The sequence below is a fragment of the Streptomyces sp. NRRL WC-3605 genome, assembly GCF_001509795.1.
GTDB classification, from domain to species: domain Bacteria; phylum Actinomycetota; class Actinomycetes; order Streptomycetales; family Streptomycetaceae; genus Streptomyces; species Streptomyces viridochromogenes.
Window position 1 is genome coordinate 236,012 of the sequence record NZ_LLZN01000091.1, and the last position, 20,989, is coordinate 257,000.

At 72.6% G+C, this 20,989-nt stretch carries 18 protein-coding genes; 13 read left to right on the plus strand and 5 right to left on the minus strand.

Going from position 1 to position 20,989, the window contains the following annotated elements; translation table 11 throughout:
* Positions 1–19 precede the first annotated feature (19 nt).
* From ADL34_RS29750 to nudC, 3 genes are all read left to right on the plus strand, one after another.
* Positions 20–3,628, plus strand: coding sequence for an ATP-dependent DNA helicase (locus tag ADL34_RS29750; protein WP_062668740.1), 3,609 nt, complete (start codon positions 20–22; stop codon positions 3,626–3,628).
* A 10-nt stretch (positions 3,629–3,638) separates the two neighbouring features.
* On the plus strand, positions 3,639–5,042 hold the full coding sequence (locus tag ADL34_RS29755; RefSeq protein ID WP_062668741.1) for a dipeptidase: 1,404 nt from the start codon (positions 3,639–3,641) through the stop codon (positions 5,040–5,042).
* Positions 5,043–5,198: 156 nt separating this feature from the next.
* On the plus strand, positions 5,199–6,140 hold the full coding sequence (nudC, locus tag ADL34_RS29760; RefSeq protein ID WP_062668742.1) for an NAD(+) diphosphatase: 942 nt from the start codon (positions 5,199–5,201) through the stop codon (positions 6,138–6,140).
* Positions 6,141–6,254: 114 nt separating this feature from the next.
* Here the strand turns inward: nudC and ADL34_RS29765 are convergent, their stop codons facing one another.
* A complete protein-coding gene (locus tag ADL34_RS29765) occupies positions 6,255–6,497 on the minus strand; it encodes a mycoredoxin (protein ID WP_062668743.1) in 243 nt (80 codons plus the stop codon).
* A 183-nt stretch (positions 6,498–6,680) separates the two neighbouring features.
* On the opposite strand from ADL34_RS29765, the gene ADL34_RS29770 reads away from it, so the two are divergent.
* From ADL34_RS29770 to ADL34_RS29785, 5 genes are all read left to right on the plus strand, one after another.
* Positions 6,681–8,891, plus strand: coding sequence for an ATP-dependent DNA helicase UvrD2 (locus tag ADL34_RS29770; protein WP_199835654.1), 2,211 nt, complete (start codon positions 6,681–6,683; stop codon positions 8,889–8,891).
* Positions 8,892–9,056: 165 nt separating this feature from the next.
* On the plus strand, positions 9,057–9,383 hold the full coding sequence (locus ADL34_RS35270) for a hypothetical protein (protein ID WP_079034204.1): 327 nt from the start codon (positions 9,057–9,059) through the stop codon (positions 9,381–9,383).
* Between the two features lie 175 nt (positions 9,384–9,558).
* Entirely contained in the window at positions 9,559–9,927 is a 369-nt protein-coding gene (locus ADL34_RS29775) for a WhiB family transcriptional regulator (protein ID WP_062668745.1), read from the plus strand.
* A complete protein-coding gene (locus ADL34_RS29780) occupies positions 9,924–10,247 on the plus strand; it encodes a hypothetical protein (RefSeq protein ID WP_062668746.1) in 324 nt (107 codons plus the stop codon). The genes ADL34_RS29775 and ADL34_RS29780 overlap by 4 nt, the downstream gene beginning before the upstream one ends.
* 136 nt (positions 10,248–10,383) lie before the next feature.
* Positions 10,384–10,593, plus strand: a complete 210-nt coding sequence (locus ADL34_RS29785) for a hypothetical protein (RefSeq protein ID WP_062668752.1) — start codon at positions 10,384–10,386, stop codon at positions 10,591–10,593.
* Positions 10,594–10,603: 10 nt separating this feature from the next.
* Here ADL34_RS29785 and ADL34_RS29790 read toward each other — a convergent pair whose 3' ends face one another.
* Both ADL34_RS29790 and ADL34_RS29795 read right to left on the minus strand, forming a co-directional pair.
* A complete protein-coding gene (locus tag ADL34_RS29790; RefSeq protein WP_062668747.1) occupies positions 10,604–11,974 on the minus strand; it encodes an ABC1 kinase family protein in 1,371 nt (456 codons plus the stop codon).
* A complete protein-coding gene (locus ADL34_RS29795; protein ID WP_079034206.1) occupies positions 11,967–13,121 on the minus strand; it encodes a TOMM precursor leader peptide-binding protein in 1,155 nt (384 codons plus the stop codon). The genes ADL34_RS29790 and ADL34_RS29795 overlap by 8 nt, the downstream gene beginning before the upstream one ends.
* Before the next feature lie 450 nt (positions 13,122–13,571).
* Between ADL34_RS29795 and ADL34_RS29800 the strand changes: the two genes are divergently transcribed.
* From ADL34_RS29800 to ADL34_RS29815, 4 genes are all read left to right on the plus strand, one after another.
* Complete coding sequence (locus tag ADL34_RS29800) at positions 13,572–14,168, plus strand: M48 family metallopeptidase (protein WP_062668748.1); 597 nt, start codon at positions 13,572–13,574, stop codon at positions 14,166–14,168.
* A gap of 148 nt (positions 14,169–14,316) precedes the next feature.
* Complete coding sequence (locus tag ADL34_RS29805) at positions 14,317–16,035, plus strand: TerD family protein (protein ID WP_062739831.1); 1,719 nt, start codon at positions 14,317–14,319, stop codon at positions 16,033–16,035.
* Positions 16,036–16,046: 11 nt separating this feature from the next.
* On the plus strand, positions 16,047–16,727 hold the full coding sequence (locus ADL34_RS29810) for an AIM24 family protein (protein ID WP_062673970.1): 681 nt from the start codon (positions 16,047–16,049) through the stop codon (positions 16,725–16,727).
* A gap of 18 nt (positions 16,728–16,745) precedes the next feature.
* On the plus strand, positions 16,746–17,501 hold the full coding sequence (locus ADL34_RS29815) for an AIM24 family protein (protein WP_062673971.1): 756 nt from the start codon (positions 16,746–16,748) through the stop codon (positions 17,499–17,501).
* A gap of 70 nt (positions 17,502–17,571) precedes the next feature.
* On the opposite strand, the gene ADL34_RS29820 is transcribed toward ADL34_RS29815, so the two are convergent.
* A complete protein-coding gene (locus ADL34_RS29820; RefSeq protein WP_062673973.1) occupies positions 17,572–18,093 on the minus strand; it encodes an NUDIX hydrolase in 522 nt (173 codons plus the stop codon).
* Positions 18,090–19,562 (minus strand): zinc-dependent metalloprotease, encoded by a 1,473-nt coding sequence (locus tag ADL34_RS29825; RefSeq protein WP_062673975.1) that lies wholly within the window; start codon positions 19,560–19,562, stop codon positions 18,090–18,092. The genes ADL34_RS29820 and ADL34_RS29825 overlap by 4 nt, the downstream gene beginning before the upstream one ends.
* Positions 19,563–19,754: 192 nt before the next feature.
* Here ADL34_RS29825 and ADL34_RS29830 point away from each other — a divergent pair, with 192 nt between their 5' ends.
* Entirely contained in the window at positions 19,755–20,873 is a 1,119-nt protein-coding gene (locus tag ADL34_RS29830; protein ID WP_079034465.1) for an SDR family oxidoreductase, read from the plus strand.
* The last annotated feature ends 116 nt before the right edge of the window (positions 20,874–20,989 follow it).

Below are 20,989 nucleotides of genomic sequence, written 5' to 3' on the forward strand. Positions count from 1 at the left end.
CGCCGCTAGCCTTCCTCAGGTGCCCGCCCGTATCACCGACCCCGAGCAGCTCAAAGAGCTCCTCGGCATCCCGTTCACCCCGGAGCAGACGGCCTGCATCATCGCGCCGCCCGCCCCGCAGGTGATCGTGGCCGGCGCCGGATCGGGCAAGACGACCGTCATGGCGGCCCGCGTGGTCTGGCTGGTCGGCACCGGCCAGGTCGCGCCGGAACAGGTCCTCGGCCTGACCTTCACCAACAAAGCCGCCGGCGAACTCGCCGAACGCGTCCGCAAGGCCCTCGTCCGGGCCGGGGTCACCGACCCCGACGCCATCGACCCGGACCGCCCGCCGGGCGAACCGGTGATCTCCACGTACCACGCGTTCGCGGGCCGCCTGCTGACCGACCACGGCCTGCGCATCGGCCTCGAACCGACCTCCCGGCTGCTCGCGGACGCCACCCGCTACCAGCTCGCCGCGCGCGTGCTGCGCGAGGCCCCCGGCCCCTACCCGGCCCTCACCCGCTCCTTCGCCGACCTCGTCAGCGACCTGCTCGCCCTCGACGCCGAACTGTCCGAGCACCTCGTGCGCCCCGAGGCGCTGCGCGCCCACGACGCCCGGTTGCTGCTCACGCTCCAGGGCACCAAGCTCAGCAACGCCGACCTGCGCAAGGTCCCCGAGGCCGCCGCCGCGCGCCGCGAGCTCGCCGACCTCGTCGTCCGCTACCGGGCCGCCAAGCGCGAACGGGACCTGCTCGACTTCGGCGACCAGATCGCCCTGTCGGCGCGCCTGGCACAGATGCCCGAGGTCGGCCGCCTTCTGCGCGAGGAGTTCCGGGTGGTCCTCCTCGACGAGTACCAGGACACGTCCGTCGCCCAGCGCGTCCTCCTCGCCGGGCTGTTCGGCGACGGCACCGGCCACCCGGTGACCGCCGTGGGCGACCCCTGTCAGGCGATCTACGGCTGGCGCGGCGCCTCCGTCGCCAACCTCGACGACTTCCCCGAGCACTTCGCCCACGCCGACGGCCGCCCCGCCACCCGCCAGGCCCTCAGCGAGAACCGCCGCAGCGGCGGCCGCCTCCTCGACCTCGCCAACGGCCTCGCGGAGCCCCTGCGCGCCCTGCACGCGGGCGTGGAGGCCCTGCGCCCGGCCCCGGGAGCCGAGCGCGACGGCATCGTGCGCTGCGCCCTGCTGAGCACCCACGCCGAGGAGATCGACTGGATCGCCGACTCAGTCGCCCACCTGGTGAACACCGGCAAGGCGCCTGGCGAGATCGCCGTCCTGTGCCGTACGGCGACCGACTTCGCGGAGATCCAGGCGGCACTCGTCGCCCGGGACGTCCCCGTCGAGGTGGTCGGCCTGTCGGGCCTGCTCCACCTGCCCGAGATCGCCGACCTGGTCGCCGTCTGCGAGGTCCTCCAGGACCCCGGCGCCAACGCCTCCCTGGTCCGGCTGCTCACCGGCCCGCGCTGGCGCATCGGGCCGCGCGACCTCGCCCTGCTGGGCCGGCGCGCCCGCCTGCTGGTGTCCCACGCGCGCGTGGACGGCGACGACGACCCCGACCGCCGTCTCGCCGAGGCCGTCGAGGGCATCGACCCGGCCGAGGTGATCTCCCTCGCGGACGCCCTCGACACGTTCCTGGAGACGCCACTGGACGGCGCCGGGGACGACGACGGGCTGCCCTTCTCGCCGGACGCGCGCGTGCGCTTCGCCCGGCTCGCCGCCGAGCTGCGCGACCTGCGCCGCTCCCTGTCCGACCCGCTCATGGACGTCCTGCACCGCGTCCTCGCCGTCACCGGCCTGGAGGTCGAGCTGTCGGCCTCCCCGCACGCGCTCGCCGCCCGGCGCCGCGAGACCCTGTCCAACTTCCTCGACATCGCCGCCTCCTTCGCGGCCGGCGACCACGAGGCCTCCCTGCTCGCCTTCCTGGCCTTCCTGCGCACCGCCGCCCAGTACGAGAAGGGCCTCGACAACGCCCTGCCGGGCGGCGACAACACCGTCAAGGTGCTCACCGCGCACAAGTCCAAGGGCCTGGAGTGGGACGTCGTCGCCGTCCCCGGCCTGGTCACCGGCACCTTCCCCAGCAGCCAGGGCCGTGAGAAGTGGACCGCGCAGGGCAAGGTCCTCCCGCACGAGCTGCGCGGCGACGCCGACACGCTCCCCGACGTCACCTCCTGGGACTCCCGGGGCCTCAAGTCCTTCCACGAGGCCATGAAGGAACACCAGCACACCGAGGAACTGCGCCTCGGCTACGTCACCTTCACCCGACCCCGCTCGCTGCTCCTCGGCTCCGGCCACTGGTGGGGTCCCAGCCAGAAGAAGCCCCGTGGGCCCTCCGACTTCCTGCTGGCCCTCCACGACCACTGCGCGGCCGGCTACGGCGAGATCGAGGTGTGGGCCGACGAGCCGGCCGAGGGCGCGGAGAACCCGGCCCTGCTCCGGCAGGGCGCCGAGCACGCCTGGCCCCTGCCCCTGGACGAGACCGCCCTGGCCCGACGCCGCGCGGCCGCCGAGACGGTCCTCGCGCACCTGGAGAAGCTGGCGTCCCAAGACGACCCAGTCGCGACGCACGACCCCGAGACCTACGACGACCCCGACTGGCCGCCCCCGCCGGACGAGGACGAGGACCCCGCGTACGGCCCCTTGGGCGACGAGCCCGTGGCCGACGCCCCTGACGCGTCCGGACTCTGGGACGACGCCCCCCTCGACGAGGCCCCTTTCGAGGACGACGCCTACGACGGCGCCCGCTACGACGACGCCCCGCGCGAGAGAGCCCCCGACGAGGCCGCCCCCGACCCGACCGCCGAACACGGACGCCCCCGCCCGCCGGAGCCACGGACCCCCGTGCGCCCCTCCATCCCGCACCAGGCGCCGCCGCCGCGCCCCCGCACCTCGGACGACGAACACCTCACACCGGAGGAGGCCCGCACCCTCGCCTCCTGGGACCGCGACCTCGACGCCCTCTCCGGCGAGCTGCTGCGTGCCCGCGCGAGCGTCACGGACGTACCGCTGCCCGCGTCCCTGACCGCGTCCCAGCTGATGCGGCTGGCCGCCGACCCGGACGGGTTCGCGCAGGAACTCGCGCGCCCCATGCCGCGCCCCCCGCAACCCGCCGCACGCCGAGGCACCCGGTTCCACGCATGGGTGGAAGCCCGCTTCGAAGAGTTGACGCTGCCGATGCTGGAGCCCGACGAGCTGCCGGGCAGCGAGGCGGAGATCGCCGACGAACGCGACCTGGAGGCCCTCAAGGATGCCTTCGAGCGAACGGAGTACGCGCACCGCACGCCGTACCGGGTGGAGGCCCCGTTCCAGCTCGCGATCGCCGGCCGGGTCGTCCGCGGCCGTATCGACGCCGTGTACCGCAACGGCGAGGGCGACGGGGTGACGTACGAGATCGTCGACTGGAAGACCAACCGCGCCCGCACCGCCGACCCCCTCCAGCTCGCCCTGTACCGGCTCGCCTGGGCCGAGCAGCAGGGTGTCCCCCTGGAGTCGGTCGGCGCCGCGTTCCTGTACGTCCGCAGCGGCGAGGTCGTACGCCCGGACGCCCTGCCGGACCGCTCGGCGCTGGAACGCCTGCTCACCGGCGAGCCCGCCGGGGAGACGGAGTGTGAGGAACCGCCCAATCAGGATGTCGGCGCGGGCCGATAGGCTCGGGAGCATGAGCCAGACCCCGGACGACGCTGTCCGTACGTACATCGAACAGCACAGCACCGCCTTCCTCGACGATCTCGCGGAATGGCTGCGCATCCCGTCCGTCTCGGCTCAGCCCGTCCACGCGCCCGACGTCCGCCGCAGCGCCGACTGGCTCGCCGCCAAGCTGCTGGAGACCGGCTTCCCCACGGTCGAGGTCTGGCCCACGCCCGGCGCCCCGGCCGTCTTCGCGCACTGGCCCTCCGACGACCCCGAGGCGCCCACGGTCCTCGTCTACGGGCACCACGACGTGCAGCCCGCCGCCCGAGAGGACGGCTGGGACAGCGAGCCCTTCGAGCCCGTCGTCCGCGACGGACGGCTGTACGCGCGCGGGGCGGCCGACGACAAGGGCCAGGTGTTCTTCCACACACTCGGCGTCCGGGCCCACCTCGCCACGACCGGCCGTACCGCCCCGGCCGTCGGCCTCAAGCTGCTGATCGAGGGCGAGGAGGAGTCCGGCTCCCCGCACTTCCGCGCTCTGGTGGAGGAACGCGCCGACCGGCTCGCCGCCGACGCGGTGATCGTCTCCGACACGGGCATGTGGGCCGAGGACACCCCCACCGTGTGCACGGGCATGCGCGGCCTCGCCGAGTGCGAGATCCGGCTGCACGGCCCCGACCAGGACATCCACTCCGGCTCGTTCGGCGGCGCCGTCCCGAACCCTGCGACCGCCGTCGCCCGCCTGGTCGCCGCCCTCCACGACGAACACGCGCGCGTGGCGATCCCCGGCTTCTACGACGGAGTCGTGGAGCTGACCGACCGCGAGCGCGAGCTCTTCGCCGAGCTGCCCTTCGACGAGGCACGGTGGCTGCGCACCGCCCGGTCGCACGCCGCCCACGGGGAGGCCGGCCACACCACGCTGGAGCGCGTCTGGGCCCGCCCCACCGCCGAGGTGAACGGGATCGGCGGGGGCTACCAGGGCCCCGGCAGCAAGACGATCATCCCGTCGTCCGCCATGGTGAAGCTGTCCTTCCGGCTGGTCGCGGGACAGGACCCCGACCACATCGAGAAGGCCGTCCGCGCGTGGGCCGCCGAGCAGGTGCCCGCGGGGATCCGCAGCGAGATCACCTTCAGCGGCGCCACCCGTCCGTGCCTGACGCCGCTCGACCACCCGGCCCTGCGGTCCGTCGTGCGTGCGATGGGCCGCGCCTTCGAGGGGCCCGTCCGCTTCACGCGCGAGGGTGGCTCCGGGCCCGCCGCCGACCTGCAGGACGTGCTCGGCGCGCCCGTGCTCTTCCTCGGCATCTCCGTCCCCTCCGACGGCTGGCACGCCCCGAACGAGAAGGTCGAGCTCGACCTGCTCCTCAAAGGCGTCGAGACCACCGCCTACCTGTGGGGCGACCTCGCCGCGCACTGGCGTCATGAGCCCTGACACACCGCCCCCACCCGGAGCGGCACCGCGCGCGCGGCACACTGGAGACGCCGCCGCACCACGCCGAGCGCTGCCGCCCCCGGTCACCTCAAGTCCCACGTCCCGCCGATCCACCCGTCGAAGCACACCGTTCCACTGGGGGAGTTGGAAGCACCCGTGACCACCTCGACCGACCACACCGCCGACCGACCCGTCTCGCTCACCGCCCCGAGCGGCATCGACCGCGCCGCCCACCACCGGCTCGACGAGGCCTGGCTGGCGGCGGCGTGGAGCCACCCCACGACCCGCTGCTTCGTGGTCTCCGGCGGCCAGGTCCTGATCGACGAGACGCCGGACGGACGTACCGAACTCGTCATGACCCCCTCGTTCGAGGCACCCCTCACCGAGGCGCACCGGTACTTCCTCGGCATCGACGAGGACGGCGTCAGCTACTTCGCCCTGCAGAAGGACGCCCTGCCCGGCCGTATCGACCAGTCCGCGCGACCGGCGGGGCTGCGCGAGGCAGGACTGCTGCTGTCACCGCGTGACGCGGGCCTGATGGTGCACGCCGTCGGTCTGGAGAACTGGCAGCGCACCCACCGCTTCTGCTCCCGCTGCGGCGAGCGCACCGTCATCGCCGCCGCCGGGCACATCCGCCGCTGCCCCGCCTGCGGCGCGGAGCACTACCCGCGCACCGACCCGGCCGTGATCATGGCCGTCACCGACGAGGAGGACCGCATCCTCCTCGGCCGCCAGGTGCACTGGCCCGAGGGCCGCTTCTCCACGCTCGCAGGCTTCGTCGAGCCGGGGGAGTCGATCGAGCAGGCCGTGCGGCGCGAGGTCTTCGAGGAGGCCGGCATCACCGTCGGTGGGGTCGAGTACGTGGCGAGCCAGCCCTGGCCGTTCCCGTCCAGCCTCATGCTCGGCTTCATGGCCCGCGCCACCTCGTTCGACATCCAGGTCGACGGCGAGGAGATCCACGAGGCCCGCTGGTTCTCCCGCGACGACCTGCGCGCGGCCTTCGAGTCGGGCGAGGTCCTGCCGCCCTACGGCATCTCCATCGCGGCCCGGCTGATCGAGCTCTGGTACGGCAAGCAGCTGCCGACGCGCGTCGTCTGACCCGCGGCGAGGCGCACGGACGCAGACGAAGAGGGTGGCGGCCCGGTCACGGGCCGCCACCCTCTTCGCGATGTGGAGCAGATGGGTGACCCAAGGTGTGGATCAGAGGTGTGCTCAGACGGCGATCTTCTGCTTCACCTGGGCCAGCGACGGGTTGGTCAGCGTCGAACCGTCCGCGAAGAGCACGGTCGGCACGGTCTGGTTTCCGCCATTGGCCTTCTCGACGAAAGCGGCGGACTCGGGGTCCTGCTCGATGTTGATCTCGGTGTACGCGATGCCCTCGCGGTCCAGCTGCTTCTTCAGCCGCTGGCAGTAGCCGCACCAGGTGGTGCTGTACATCGTCACAGTGCCCTGCATGTCTCGCGCGCTCCTCGGATGGCTCGGGGATCAGGTCGTCCGGTGGGGGAACGTACAGCGGCGGCGCTCCATTCCCACCCGGGGTATGCCGGGCGCGTGACGCCTGCCGCATTCGTACGACTATCCCTGCCCGCCTGTGGACAACCTGCGCGGCCGTCTCCGGCGACCTGGCAGCATGAACGTGTGACAGCAGCAACGCACTCCACCCTCTTCCCGCAGGTACCGGCCTCCCCCGACGCGGTGCTCGACGGGCTCGACCCCGAGCAGCGCGAGGTGGCGACCGCCCTGCACGGTCCGGTGTGCGTGCTCGCGGGAGCCGGTACCGGCAAGACCCGGGCCATCACCCACCGCATCGCCTACGGGGTGCGCGCGGGCATCCTCCAGCCCGCCAGCGTCCTCGCCGTCACCTTCACCGCCCGCGCCGCGGGGGAGATGCGCGGGCGGCTGCGCCAGCTCGGCGCCGCCGGGGTCCAGGCCCGCACGTTCCACTCGGCCGCGCTGCGGCAGCTGCAGTACTTCTGGCCGAAAGCCGTCGGTGGTTCCATGCCGCGCCTCGTCGACCGCAAGATCCAGCTCGTCGCCGACGCGGCTGCCGCCTGCCGCATCCGCCTCGACCGCAACGAGCTGCGGGACGTCACCGCCGAGATCGAGTGGTCCAAGGTCACCCAGACCATCCCCGCCGACTACGCGCTCGCCGCCGCGAAGGCCGGCCGTGAGGCCCCCCGCGACCCGGCCGAGATCGCCCAGCTCTACACCGTCTACGAGGACCTCAAGCGGGACCGCGCCGTCATCGACTTCGAGGACGTCCTGCTGCTCACGGTCGCCGTCCTCCAGGACCGGCAGGACATCGCCGAACAGGTGCGCTCCCAGTACCAGCACTTCGTGGTCGACGAGTACCAGGACGTCAGCCCCCTCCAGCAGCGCCTGCTGGAGCTGTGGCTCGGCGACCGCGACAGCCTCTGCGTGGTCGGGGACGCCAGCCAGACGATCTACTCGTTCACCGGTGCCACCCCGGACCATCTGCTCGACTTCCGCTCCCGCCACCCCGGGGCCACCGTCGTCAAACTGGTCCGCGACTACCGCTCCACCCCCCAGGTCGTCCGCCTCGCCAACGGTCTGCTCTCCCAGGCCCGCGGCCGCGCCGCCGACCACCGGCTGGAACTGGTCTCCCAGCGCGACCCCGGCCCCGAGCCCGTCTACACCGAGTACACCGACGAACCGGCCGAGGCGGAGGGCGCCGCCCGGCGTATCCGCGACCTGATGGACGCCGGTGTGCCGGCCGCCGAGATCGCCGTCCTGTTCCGGACGAACTCCCAGTCCGAGACCTACGAGCAGGCCCTCGCCGACGCCGGCATCCCCTACCAGCTGCGCGGCGCCGAGCGGTTCTTCGACCGGCCAGAGGTGCGCAAGGCGAGCGTCGCCCTGCGCGGCGCGGCCCGCTTCGGCGGCAACGACTCGCTCCTGGACGACGCCGTGGACCTGCCTTCGCAGGTGCGTGCCGTGCTGTCGGGGGAGGGCTGGACGTCCGAGCCGCCGGCCGGCTCCGGTGCCGTCAGAGAGCGCTGGGAATCGCTGGCCGCCCTCGTCCACCTCGCGCAGGACTTCGCCGCGGCCAAGTCCGGCGCCACCCTCGCCGACCTGGTCGCCGAGCTCGACGAGCGGGCGAACGCCCAGCACGCCCCCACCGTCCAGGGCGTCACCCTCGCCTCCCTGCACTCGGCGAAGGGCCTGGAGTGGGACGCCGTCTTCCTGGTCGGCGTGGCCGAGGGCATGATGCCGATCTCGTACGCCAAGACCGACGAACAGGTCGAGGAGGAGCGCCGCCTCCTGTACGTGGGTGTCACGCGCGCCCGGCGCCACCTCCATGTCTCCTGGGCGCTGACCCGCGCCCCCGGCGGCCGCCCCAACCGCCGTCCCAGCCGTTTCCTGGACGGACTGCGCCCCGGTTCCGGAGGCGCCGCGGGCCGGGCGGCTTCCGGAGGCGGGACCGGCGGCGTCGAGCGGGGGTACACGCGCGGCTCCACCGGCCGGCGCGAGGACGCCCCGAGACGCAGGCAGCGCAGCCCGGCCCGTTGCCGGGTCTGCGGGCGCACCCTCATCGACGCCGGTGAGATGAAGCTGATGCGCTGTGAGAGCTGCCCCTCCGACATGAACGAGGGACTGTACGAGCGCCTGCGCGACTGGCGGGCCGACCAGGCGCGGCGCAGCGGCCAGCCCGACTTCTGCGTCTTCACGGACCGGACCCTGATGGCGATCGCCGAGGCGGAGCCGGGCAGTCCGGATGAGTTGGCCCGTATTCCAGGTCTCCTCAAACGGAAGCTCGATCGCTACGGAGCCGACGTGCTGGCCATATGCGCAGGTCAGGAGGTCGGGGAGAGCGAGATGGGAGGCTGAGAAGAACTCGTCGCAAAAATAGTTTGCGCATGCCCCAGCAATCCCCATAGGTTCTTAACCACGCGAACGGAGGCCTTCTCGCAGGCCCCTGATCCGTGATGTACTTGCATACCCGCAGGACTGGTTCACACCAGTCCCCCGAGACGCCGAGAGGAGGCGAGTCCAGTGATCAGCATCAACGCCAGCTCCTTCAGCACCGCCAAAATGACCGATCGCTCGGTCGTCGCCTCCCTGTGCATGCTCGGCGCCTCGGACCTGGGCACCGGTCTGTCCGGCATTCCTGCCGTTCGTCCGGCGTCCGCCGTGTCCCTCGCGGGCCTTCCCGTCCGTGAGCGCAATGAGCGACCGACCAAGGCACTGGAAGCGGCAGTAGTGGCACAGGCGCAGGCCTATGCCTTTACGGCGACCGGTGCCGGATTCCGGAAGCAGACGACGCAGCACCACCAGATGTGGGCCTTCCGTGGGCCAGAACCCTGGAGTGATCCAGCCTGATCGACGATCAGGCCGGCGCCTTCAGGGCCGCGGAACCCCATCCGGGATCCGCGGCCCTTCTGTTTGTCCTCACACACGGGACGGCAGAGCGAAGGGGCCTCGGGACAGGCAAGACCCGGTACCAGCCGCCAACCGGTCCAACAGGACCGGAACGAACAGACGAGGAAGACGAACCGTGCAACTCGAAGCGCACGCCCCGTCCGTACCGCCTTCAGACGTGATTCCCAAGCCTGGCTCCACGGAGGACCCGACCTTGATCCCCCTCACCGCGCTCACCGCGCTCGACGACGCCATCGAGAACCTCGGCGTGCCCGTCCCCTGCCGTTCCTACGACCCGGAGGTCTTCTTCGCCGAGTCGCCGGCGGACGTCGAGTACGCCAAGTCCCTCTGCCGCACCTGCCCGCTGATGGAGGCCTGCCTCGCCGGCGCCAAGGAGCGGCGTGAGCCCTGGGGAGTCTGGGGTGGCGAGCTGTTCGTCCAGGGTGTCGTCGTCGCCCGGAAGCGGCCGCGTGGCCGCCCGCGCAAGAACCCGGTCACGGCATGAACATCACCGGAACGATCGACCGCCCCCTCACGCACGACCCCCAGAAGCAGGCCCCGATGAAGCCGTCCACCGACGAGACCGCAGGCTCCGCGCCTGAAGACTTCACCACCAGTGGCGCCACCACCTCGCGCCAGAACAGGAACCGAGAGATGCAACTCATCCAAGAAGCCCTGGCACGTGCGCATATGCACGACCTCCAGCGCGAGGCGCAGCGGGAGCGCCAGGCCGTGCGCCTGGCGACCGCTCGCCGGATGCAGCGCCGGGCCGAGCGCGCCTCGATGCGCGCCCGCCGCGCGCTCGCCATGGCGGTCATGCAGTAATCGCCGCACCGCCGGCCGGTGGGTCTTCCCACCGGCAGGGCAGCGACTCCCGCGGGGGCCGATCCGTCATGAACGGAGCGGCCCCCGCCGTGCGTTGTCCGGACGCCCGGCCGGCGCCGGCGTTATCGTCGGGTGGGTGACGAGTCCTCCCGGCAGCGACGGTGACCGCGGCTCCGACGCCGAGTCCCGGCCGATGGTGTGCGCCCGCTGCGGCGCTCGCAGCGAGGAACCGAGGCCCACCTGGACCTGCTCCGTGGAGAACGGCGTCCGGGTCCACTTCTGCGACACCTGCTCGCGCGAGAACCTCCGGGCGATCGAGGGCCGGCTGGACTCCGCCTGGTGGTAGCCCCGGCCGCTCAGGCCTCCGCCGCCGAGTCCTCCTCGTCCGTCAGGTCCTCCGGCGCGAACCCCGGCAGCCACTCCTCCAGTTCCTGACGCAGCCGCACCGTCGCACCGAGCTGGCACAGCACGCCGATGGTGCTCAGCGTCACCCGGTGGATGAGGAGATAGGCAGGGGGCAGATTGAGCCGCTTGCCCAGCTGGTAGGCGGGCGAGCGGGGGTCGGCCACCCGGGCGGCCTGACTGCGCATCCAGCCGCGTGAGAACGTGAACTCCTCGACCTGGGCCGGTTCGATGATCGGCAGCAGGTAGTCCATGACGGCGTCGGGCTCCAGGTCGATCGTCTCCTTGACGAAACCCTCGGCGCACAGCATCTCGTAGACCGCGTCCGCGTCGCCGTCCAGCGTCATCCGCAGGGACTCCCCGATGGGCGTCGGCAGGCCACCGGGGAGCCGGTCGACGGTGCCGAAGTCCAGCACGCCCAGCCGCCAGTCGTCCTCGCCCTCCGGGCCGCCCGGCAGCAGACGGAAGTTCCCCGGGTGGGGGTCGGCGTGCAGCAGGCCGGTGCGGGCCGGTCCGGAGAAGAGGAACCGGGCCAGGAGCTGACCGGCGCGGTCGCGCTGCTCCTCGGTGCCGTCGGAGATCACCTCCGAGAGCGGCACCCCGTCCATCCATTCCGTGATCAGGACCTCATCGCTCTGGTGGACGACCGCCGGCACGACGACGTCCGGGTCGTCCGCGAACTCCTCCGCGTGGGCCTGCTGCGCCTGCGCCTCCAGGCCGTAGTCCAGCTCCTCGGAGACGCGGTCCCTCAGCTCCGCGATCAGCGGCTTGATGTCCATGCCCGGGATCAGGGGGCCCAGCAGCCGGGCGAACCGGCTCAGCTGGTTCAGGTCGGAGAGCAGGGCCTCCCCGGCTCCGGGGTACTGCACCTTGACCGCGACCTCACGGCCGTCGTGCCACACCGCCCGGTGCACCTGGCCGATCGACGCGGCGGCGGCCGGCTTGTCCTCGAACTCCAGGAACAGGTCGTGCCAGTCCTCGCCGAGCCGTTCCGACAGGACCGCGTGCACGGTGCGCGTCGGCATCGGCGGCGCGGCCTCCTGCAGCTTGGTGAGCGCCGCCCGGTACGGTCCGGCGACCTCCTCGGGCAGGGCCGACTCGAAGACGGACAGGGCCTGCCCGAACTTCATCGCGCCGCCCTTGAGCTCGCCGAGGACCTTGAACAGCTGCTCGGCGGTCCGCTGCTGCAGTTCGCGGCCGACGATCTCCGCGGACTCACCGACGATCCGCTTGCCGAGTCCCCAGGTAGCCCGCCCGGCGAAGCCGAGCGGCAGCGCGGCGAGCTTGGCGGTGCGTGTGACCGCCTTGCGCGGAAGATCAGACATGCGCCCTCCAGATCCGAGCCGGCCGTGCGGTGTCCGCCTCGCGGCGTGGCTTCTTCGACGGCCGTTCCTCCGCCATTGTCTCGTGCGACCCCTCGTCGGCGGAGGGGTGTTCCTCCTCGCCTTTGTCCGCCGCACCGCACGGGCAGGCACGATGCGCCCACACCGGGCGGGCGTGCCAGGTCAGACCGGGTAGTGACACCTCCCATCGTGCGCCCGCCGTGGACGGGATCCGGCCGTCGAGGAAGGCCAGGGCGTGCGCCGCGGCCAGTCCGGCGACCGTGGTCGCGAGCGCGACGTCGCAGGGCGGCACGGGCCGGGCCCGCCCCCGGCCCGACCGCCACTGGGTCACGAGGCGGGGCCAGACGGGGTCCCGGTCGGTGCGGTCCGCGTCCAGGCATCCGGCGCAGGCCGTCTCGCCCGGCAGGACGAGAGGGCCGACCACGCCGGTGCCCTCCACCACGCCGACGTACAGATGGGGCGTGCCGGAGTCGATCAGCGGTTCCGCGGCGGACGGGGACGGGGCGTGCACGCCGACGTCGTCGCGCGGAGCGATGATCACCAGCGAGTGGCCGTGGGCGTCCTGTCCGCGAGGGGAGCGGGTGTCGCGGCGCGGTGGGCGGTCCGGTGCGTGGCGGCGTGCGATCCGGCGGGCGGCGTCGTCCCGGCGGTCACCGACCGTCTCGGCGGGCAGCCCGCCCGGCGTCACGTCCCACGGCTCGACCCGCCCGATGTCGCGCACGTCCACCTCGCCGACCCCGGCCGCCGCCAGCAGCGAGGCGAGCACGGCGCCGACCCGGCCCGCACCGCGCACCTGCACCCGCGCGGAGCGGCGGGCGGCGAGCCGGCCGATCGCCTCACCCGGCTCGGAGGTGGTCAGGGACAGTGAGGCCAGATCGGGGCGCAGCCGGTCCAGGACCGCCTTCCTGCGCCGCAGCCAGTCGCCCCCTGGCCCGCCGCCCCGGGCGTCGTCGAGCAGGCCGGCGCGCGTGAGCCGTCGAAGCAGTCCGTCGACATGCCCGACGGGCAGGTCCATCCGCCGGCCCTCCTCGCGCAGCAGCTCCGGCCCCCGGGTGCCGTTCAGCAGGTCGAGGAAGCTGCCCGTCGCCGTGTCCATCGGACCCAGCGTCAGCGCGTGCGCCGGAGTCATCCCGAACTGCACCGTATTGAGGTCCCGCCAGCCCCGACGCAACGCGGGCTTCAGCAAAGGCGCCCGTGGAAGCCCCGCACCGGCCTCCCGGTGCACCTCCGCCTCCGACTCTGTCTCCGCCTCCACCGAACTCCCGGGCGAAAAAGTCGAAATCGCCGCACTAGTGTCGAAACGGGTGTCAGTGGTGTCACCGGTGTCGGTCTCGGTCGAAGCTGCAGCGTGCATGAACAGGCCCCCGTAGCCGTCGTCGTGGTGCGTCCCCGTGCGCCGGGGGAGCCCGGTCATGGCCTCCCCGACGACAGTCAGCATGCCCTGACGCGGCGATCGGTGCGGAAAGTTGTCCACAGGCAGTGGATATTCGTCGTACAAATCAGACACCGGGGCGAGGGATCGGAATCGAACCGTCCCGGAGTCGGGACTTCCCCCCGGGGCAACGGGTAACGTCGGGGCGTGTCCGCCGACCCACTGCACCGCGCCGGAACGCCACAGCGCGGTACGACCAGCCCGCCCGTGAGCGGCTCGGGGGCGAACGCGATCGAGGTCCGCAGGAGCGCCCGGCGCCGCCGGACGGTGTCGGCGTACCGCGAGGGCGATCGCACCATCGTGCTCATCCCCGCCCGGATGTCCGAGGCGGAGGAGCAGCGCTGGGTGCGCGTCATGCTCGACAAGCTGGCCGCCCAGGAGAGCAAGAAGGTCCTCGGCGACGCCGAACTGTCCTCGCGGGCCGACCGGTTGTCGGAGCAGTATCTGGGCGGCCGGGCCCGGCCGGACTCGGTCCGCTGGGTCACCAACCAGAACACCCGCTGGGGTTCGTGCACCCCCGCCGAGGGCAGCATCCGGCTATCGCACCGGTTGCAGGGCATGCCCGAGTACGTCGTGGACTACGTCCTCCTGCACGAGCTGGCGCACCTCCTCGTCCCCGGCCACGGGCCGCGCTTCTGGCGGCTGCTGGAGGCGTATCCCCGCACCGAGCGGGCCAAGGGATACCTCGAAGGCGTCGTCGCCGCCGAGCGTCTGCCGCATCTTCCCGCCGCCCGGGGCGAGTGACCGCTCCCGCCCACGGTGTCCGGAGACGGTGCCTCCGCTTCCTTCGCGGAAGTTGTGTACCGGGTCTGTACCGGCTTCGTCCGATGTCCGAGTTTGCCGTTAGCCTGTCGCGACGCACTCACTTCGGGATGGGGGACGGTCGTTACGCATGGCCAGGGAATTCCAACGCGGCCACAAGGCCAGGATCAGTGACCTCACGGCGGGCACGGATCTGTACGTAGGCGTACAGATCGGTGGCCCAGGGCTGACCTTCGACATCAGCTGCTTCGGTCTCGACGCCGACGAACGGCTCTCCGACGACCGTTACTTCGTCTTCTTCAACCAGCCGAAGTCCCCCGAGGAGAGCATCCAGCTCCTCGGCGCGCAGGCCGGCGACACCGAGTCGTTCCGGGTCACGCTCGACAAGATCCCCCCGCAGATCCAGAAGCTGTCGTTCACGGCGACGCTCGACGGCGCCGGTCAGATGTCGCAGATCGGCCCCGGCTACCTCCGCATCGTCGCGGGCGGCGAGGAGGTGGCCCGGTACGCCTTCAGCGGCTCGGAGTTCACCACCGAGCGCGCCGTGATGCTGGGTGACTTCTACCTGAAGGACGTCTGGCGGTTCGCCGCCGTGGGACAGGGCTTCGACGGCGGTCTCGAGGCGCTGCTCAGGAACTTCGGCGGTGAGGTGGCGGAGGAGGAGACCCCCGCCGCGGCCCCGCCGCAGCCCCAGGCCGGTGCCGGCGCGCCCAGCTTCGCGCCGCCCGCCCAGGCCGCGGCCCCGCCCGCGTTCGGTGCCCCCGCGGGGGCGCCCGCGCCGGCCCCCGCCCCGCAGCCCATGGCCCCTCCCGCCCCGGCCCCGGCCGCACAGGGCTTCGCGCCCCCGCCGGGTGCCACGCCTCCGCCTCCCGGCCCGGCCCCGTCGGTGCACGCCCAGCCGACGATCGTCGCGCCCATGACGCCGCCCGGCGCCGCCCCGCCGCCGCCCGCCCCGGCGCCCGCGCCCTACGGCCAGCCCACCGCGCCGCCGCCTCCCGGCTACGGCTACCCCCAGGCGCCGGCCGCACCGCAGGCACCCCAGGCCCCGGCCCCGCCGCCCGGATACGGCCAGCCGGCCCCGCCCCCGGGCTACGGCCAGCAGCCCCCGTACGGGCAGGCCCCCGGGCAGATGCCCGGCCAGATCCCCGGGCAGATCCCGCACGGCGCCCCGCCGGGCGCGCCCCAGGCACCCGGTGTCGCCGCCGCGCTCCAGCAGTTCAAGGAGACGCCGACCGGTCAGCGCTGGACACAGCAGAACAAGAAGCTGGTCCGCGTCGACCTCGGCATCGGCGGCCAGCCGGTGCTGGCCCGCCAGGGCAGCATGGTGCTGTACCAGGGCAAGGTCGACTTCAGCTACAAGGGCGCCGGATTCACCGGCCGGATCGTGGGCAACGCGACCGGCCAGGAGATGCAGCTCATGCGCTGCACCGGCCAGGGCCAGGTGTTCCTCGCCGAGGACTCCACGATGCTGCACCCCATCGAACTCCAGGGCGACGGCATCTGCGTCTCCGCGGAGAACGTCCTCGCCTTCGACGAGTCCCTGCAGTACGAGGTCCGCCGGATCGAGGGGCACGGCATCCCCGGCGGCGCGCTGTTCACGATGCAGTTCACCGGCACCGGCACGATCGTCGTCAAGACGCACGGCACCCCCGTGGTGCTGCCCGTCACGCCCACGACGTTCGCCGACTGCAACGCCGTGGTCGCGTGGTCGGCCGCCGCGCAGGTCGTCGTCTCCAGCCAGGTGCGCATGCGCCGCAACGCCTACCCGGGCGACACCGGCGAGAGCGTGAACCTCCAGTTCCGGGCCGCGCCCGGCAGCTTCGTCGTCGTCCAGCCGTACGAGATCTGAGGGAGCCCGTCATGAACCAGCCGCTCGCGGGCTACGCCCCCGCACCCGTCACCGCCCGCATGGAGAACCACGGCAACCACATGGTCAAGGTCGCCATGCAGACCGGGCACGACCTCATGGCGCGCGTGGGCTCGATGGTCGCCTACGAGGGCTTCGTCCAGTACGAGCCCAACCCGCCCGCCGTCCGCCAGATCGCCAAGGACTGGCTCACCGGTGAGGGCGCGCCGCTGATGAAGTGCTCCGGCGACGGCCTGCTCTACCTCGCCGACTACGGCGCCAACGTCGTCGTGATCAACCTCAACGGCGACGGCATCTCCGTCAACGCCACCAACCTCCTCGCCTTCGACGCCCATCTGACGTGGGGCGTCGAGCGGGTGAAGGGCCTGGCGAAGTTCGCCGGGCAGGGCCTGTGGAACACCAAGATCTCCGGGCAGGGCTGGGTCGCGCTGACCTCCCGGGGCAAGCCGATCGTCGTCGACTGCGGCGGCGGCGAGGACGAGACGTACGTCGACCCCGACGCGCTCGTCGCATGGTCGCCGAACCTCAAGGTGAAGGGCAAGCGCAGCTTCAAGGCGCAGTCCCTGATCGGCCGGGGCAGCGGCGAGGCCTACCAGATGGCCTTCTCCGGCCAGGGCATCGTCGTCGTCCAGCCGAGCGAGGACAGTACCGACCGCCTCCGGGTCCGGGGCTGAGGGGGAGCAGAGAACGCCATGCAGAGCCCGATTTTCGCCTACAACGACCAGCAGACCCAGGACCGCTGGAGCCTGCAGAACAAGCAGATGCTCCGCGTCGCCCTGGAGGGGCACGACGACGTCCTGGCCCGTAAGGGCACGATGGTCGCCTACCAGGGACTCGTCGAGTTCGACGCCGAGTTCCAGAGCAACCAGCAGTCACGCGCGCGTGCCCGCACCGGTGAGGGCCTGGACCTCATGCGCTGCCACGGACAGGGCGTCGTCTACTTCGCCAACCTCAAGCAGCACGTCCACCTGGTCGACGTCGACCAGGACGGGCTGACCGTCGACAGCAGCTACGTGCTGGCGATGGACTCCTCGCTGCACCACGAGGTGATCGCCGTGGACAGCCTCTACGGCATCTCCGGCTCCGGGAAGTACCAGCTCAACATCACCGGCCGCGGCAAGGTCGCCCTGATGACCTCCGGCATGCCGCTGATGATGCAGGTGACGCCCGACAAGTACGTCAACTGCGACGCGGACGCGATCGTGGCCTGGTCCACCGGTCTGCGGGTGCAGATGCAGGCGCAGACGCACTCCTCCGGGGTGTGGCGGCGCCGCGCCAGCACCGGTGAGGGCTGGGAGCTCAGCTTCATGGGCACCGGCTTCGCACTGGTCCAGCCCAGCGAGCTGCTGCCCCCGCAGAACGCCCAGATCGGCTCGGGCCTCGCCGCCCAGTACGGCATGGGCCAGCAGGGTGCCCGCGGTCAGAACCAGGGCAACGTCTGGAGCTGACGGACGGGCAGGAACGGGTGAGGGGCGACCACCGAGGGTGGTCGCCCCTCACCCGTTCCCGCTCATGCGCTCACAGCCGTTCGCGGGTCGCCCGCAGCAGTCGTACGACCGACTCGTCCGCCACGTCCGCCACCTCGGCGTAGCCGAACCAGCGCACGTCGAGGGACTCGTCGCTGATCGCGTGCTCGGCGTCCGGGGGCGCGAGGACGGCGTACTGCACGTCCAGGTGCCAGTTGCAGGGCGCCGGGATGGGATGGCGGTCGAGGCGCACCGGGCCGCCCGGCAGCAGGGTCAGACCGGTGACGCCGGACTCCTCGGAGGCCTCGCGCAGGGCAGCCGCCGCCAGCGTCGCGTCGCCCGGCTCGCAGTGGCCGCCCATCTGCAGCCACATCCGCAGCTTCCTGTGCAGCGTCAGCAGCACGCGCTCACGGGCCGGGTCGACCACCAGGGCGCTCGCCGTGATGTGGCCGTCCGAGCAGGACTTCCACAGGCCGTCGGGGTGCGCCGCGAGATGGTCGAGGTAGACCTGGCGCAGGTCGGTCTGGTCCTCGTACCCCTTGAGCACCAGGACCGCGTCGTCGTACAGGCTCACTCGCTGTCGTCGTCCTTCTTGCGGTCCTCGCCGGCCTCGGAGTCGCCGGAGTTCCCGTCGCCCTTGCTCAGGTCCGGCTTGCCGGTGGAGCCGCCGCTCGCCGCCTCGCCGAGCATCTTGTCGAGCTCGGAGAAATCGATCTGCTCGCGGTGCACGAAGCCGTCCGGGTCGTCCAGGTCACTGGCCGTCGGCAGCATGTCCGGGTGGTGCCACAGGGCGTCCCTGCCGTCGACACCGCGCGCGTCCGTGAGCGAGGCCCACAGCCGGGAGGCGTCGCGCAGCCGGCGCGGCCGCAGCTCCAGCCCGATCAGCGTGGCGAACGTCTGCTCGGCCGGACCGCCCGAGGCCCGGCGGCGGCGCAGCGTCTCGCGCAGCGCGTCCGCGGACGACAGACGGGGCTTCGCGGCCGCGTGCACCACGGCGTCCACCCAGCCCTCGACCAGCGCCAGAGCCGTCTCCAGACGGGCCAGGGCGGCCTTCTGCTCCGGGGTGTCCTCCGGCTGGAACATGCCCTGCTGGAGGGCGTCCTGCAGCTGCTCGGGGTTCTGCGGGTCGAACTGGCCGACGACGTCCTCCAGCTTGGCGGTGTCGACCTTGATCCCGCGCGCGTAGCCGTCGACGGCGCCGAACAGGTGGGAGCGCAGCCACGGCACATGGGCGAAGAGCCGCTGATGGGCGGCCTCGCGCAGCGCCAGGTACAGCCGCACCTCCTCCTTCGGCACACCGAGGTCCTTGCCGAACGTCTCGATGTTGACCGGGAGGAGCGCGGCCTTCCCGGCCGGGCCGAGTGGCAGGCCGATGTCGGTGGAGCCGACGACCTCGCCCGCGAGCACGCCCACGGCCTGCCCGATCTGCGTGCCGAACATGGCGCCGCCCATCGAGCGCATCATGCCGATCAGCGGGCCGGCCATGGCCTGCATCTCCTCCGGCAGGACGTCGCCCATGGCGGCGCCGACCCGCTCGGCCACCGGGTCGACCAGCTCCTGCCACGCGGGGAGGGTCGCCTCGACCCACTCCGCGCGGCTCCAGGCGACGGCGGTGCCCGCGCCCGACGGCAGCGACGTCGCGTCGTCGAGCCACAGGTCGGCCAGGCGCACCGCCTCCTGGACGGCGCTGCGGTCGGCCGGGCCGACGCTCGCGTCCTTGGTGCCGTCCGCCGTGCCCTGGGAGACCGTCTGGCGGGCGATCTGCTTGGCCATGTCCCAGTTCACCGGGCCGCCCTCGTAGGAGAGCATCTGGCCGAGCTGCTGGAAGGCGGCGCCCAGATCGTTGGGGCTCAGCGAACCGAACATGGCTGCGAACGGATTGTCGGCGCCCGGGCTGCCAAAGCCTCCGGCGCCGGGCAGCCCGAAGCCGAACGGGTTGGACGGTCCCTGACCACCACCGCTCTCCTGGTCCTTCTTCTTGCCCTCGTCGCCGTCGTCCGGCTCCTCCGGCGGAAGGCCGAATCCGAATGGGGTGTCACTCACGGGGTTCCTCGGCTGGTAAGGCCACCGGCTGGCGCCGGCGGCACGACTGCCCGATAACACCACCCAGCGTAGACACCTGTGACCGATCGGGCCTCGGTGCTTCGCCGACTCTCGGCCTGCGGCAGGATGGATGCCACCTGGTACGTACGCGTCACTCACGCTCGTACTGAAGACAACCGCTGGAGACGCCCGGTGAGTTCCCCCGATCCGCAGGTTCGCGCAGCGCGAAACCCGTCAACCCCTCCCGCGCGCGGTGTGCGCGGTCCCGTCGTCGCGGTCACCGGTGCCGCGTCAGGCGTCGGCGCCCTGCTCACGGAGCGGCTCGCCGCCTCCGAGGAGGTCAAGCAGGTCATCGCCATCGACGAGCGGCGAGGCGAGTGCGCGGCGGCGCAGTGGCACATCCTGGACGTGCGCGACCCGGCGATCGCGGACAAGCTGCGCGGCGCCGACGTCGTCGTGCACCTGGCGCTCGACCTCGATCTGGAGACGGATTCCGCCGCGCGGACCGCCTACAACGTTCGGGGGACCCAGACCGTCCTGACGGCCGCCGCGGCCGCCGGGGTGCACCGGGTGGTGCTGTGCACCTCCGCCATGGTCTACGGCGCCCTGCCCGACAACGAGCTGCCGCTGTCCGAGGACGCCGAGCTGCGGGCGACCGCCGAGGCCACCGGCGTCGGCGACCTGCTGGAGATCGAGCGCCTGGCGCGCCGCGCCCCCCGCGCCCACCCCGGCCTCAACGTCACCGTCGTGCGCCCCGCCATCCTCGTCGGCGGCACCGACACCGCCCTGACCAGGTACTTCGAGTCGCCCCGGCTGCTCGTGGTCGCCGGGTCCCGGCCCGCCTGGCAGTTCTGCCATGTCGAGGACCTGTGCGGCGCGCTGGAGTACGCCGTCCTGGAGAAGGTCGACGGGGAACTGGCCGTCGGCTGCGACGGATGGCTGGAGCAGGAGGAGGTCGAGGAGCTCAGCGGCATCCGGCGCATGGAACTGCCGTCCGCGGTGGCCCTCGGCGCGGCGGCGCGGCTGCACCGCATCGGCCTGACGCCCTCCCCGGCCGGCGACCTCGCGTACACGATGTACCCGTGGGTGGTCAGCGGGAGCCGGCTGCACGACGCGGGATGGCGGCCGCAGTGGACCAACGAGGAGGTCCTCGCGGAGCTGCTGGAGGAGGTCTCCGGGCGGCACACCGTCGCCGGACGGCGCCTGGGCCGCAAGGACGCGACGGCCGCCGGTGCCGCGGGCGCGACGGTGGCGCTGCTGGGCGCCGCGGCGGTGGTCCGCAGGGCCCGCAAGGCCCGCCGCCGGATCTGACCGCGCGCCACGGCCGCGCGCCGTCCGGGCGTGTCGTTCGCGCTGCCGTCCGCGCGTGTCGTCCGCGCGTGTCGTCTGTAGGAGGCTCCAAAGCCGCACACGCGTGTGCCGGGCGA